The sequence below is a fragment of the Microcoleus sp. K5-D4 genome (assembly GCF_036704575.1).
GTDB lineage: Bacteria > Cyanobacteriota > Cyanobacteriia > Cyanobacteriales > Microcoleaceae > Microcoleus.
Genome location: NZ_JAUBSD010000228.1, coordinates 1 through 1,100 on the forward strand (window position 1 = coordinate 1; position 1,100 = coordinate 1,100).

Annotated in this window: 1 pseudogene; it reads right to left on the reverse strand. The window is 36.5% G+C overall.

The features are described 5' to 3' along the window. Positions 1-4 precede the first annotated feature (4 nt). Positions 5-962, reverse strand: a pseudogene (locus tag QUA77_RS29200) (IS630 family transposase). Between the last annotated feature and the right edge of the window lie 138 nt (positions 963-1,100).

Genomic DNA, 1,100 nt, shown 5'->3' on the forward strand with positions numbered 1-1,100 from the left:
TTTCTCAGAAAGATGAGGTACAATAACAGCAGTGTGTAAACCAGTTAAAAATATTTGACGATGTAACTTGTCCGAACGCAAACTCGATGGCTTTTCCTAACTCTTGATAATTAGTAGTCTTGATAGAACGGAGAATGATTTTAAGTTTTGACCACAGATTCTCAATTGGTGAAAAATCTGGTGAATAAGGTGATAAGTATATTAATTTTGCGCCTTTCTTTTCAATAGCTTTTTTGACTTCTTCTCCCAGGTGAATAGGACAATTATCCATCACCACACAAGCACCTTTCCAGAGTTTTGGTACGAGTTTTCTGATAATAAAAGCTTCAAATGTAATTGCATCAGTTCCGCCTATTAGATTAACCGATGTCAAAATTTTATTGACTGACATTGCTCCAATTGTTGAGACATTTTTGCCACGCGCAAGTTGGTTTGGGCCCCTTGGCTCTGTCACCTTTTTGCATACCTAGCATATAACCTCACCATTGCCAAATTAACTCCCGATTCGTCAAGGAATATTAAGTCTTTCAAACTAATTTTTTTAATTGTTTCCCAAAACTCACATCGCAGGATTTGAACTCGGTCGGTGCCTTTGCCTGAAGGGAATAGAGTTTTTTTTTTACAGTAATGTTTAAGAGTTTTATCATTCTTCCTATGGTAGCTCTACTAACGGAAAATCCGAGTTTTCCATAAAGTAAATAACGGAGTTCTTCAAGAGTTGCATCATTATTTTCTTCAATCAATTGGGCCAAGATGAGTAGTTGCTCCGCATTGAGTTTGCCTTTGACTCCACATCGGTCAGTTCTCGGAGTAATGTTTTTTGTTTCACGATATTGTTTAAGCAATTTTTGTACAAAACTCAGGGCTACAGAAAAACGCTTAGCTATTGCTTTTTGTGAAATGGGTTCAGCATGATAAGTATCAAGGATTTTTTGCCTAAAATCAATCGAATAAGCTTTCATTTTTAACAATGTATGAAGTTGGGTACAAGTAAACGTGTTGTTAATCAACCATCGCGTGCTGTCAAAAAAATGCTATTATGTGTGGTATGGCTTTCGCGTGGCTTTACTGAACCATGTAATTATAGTTCATTTGAGCTG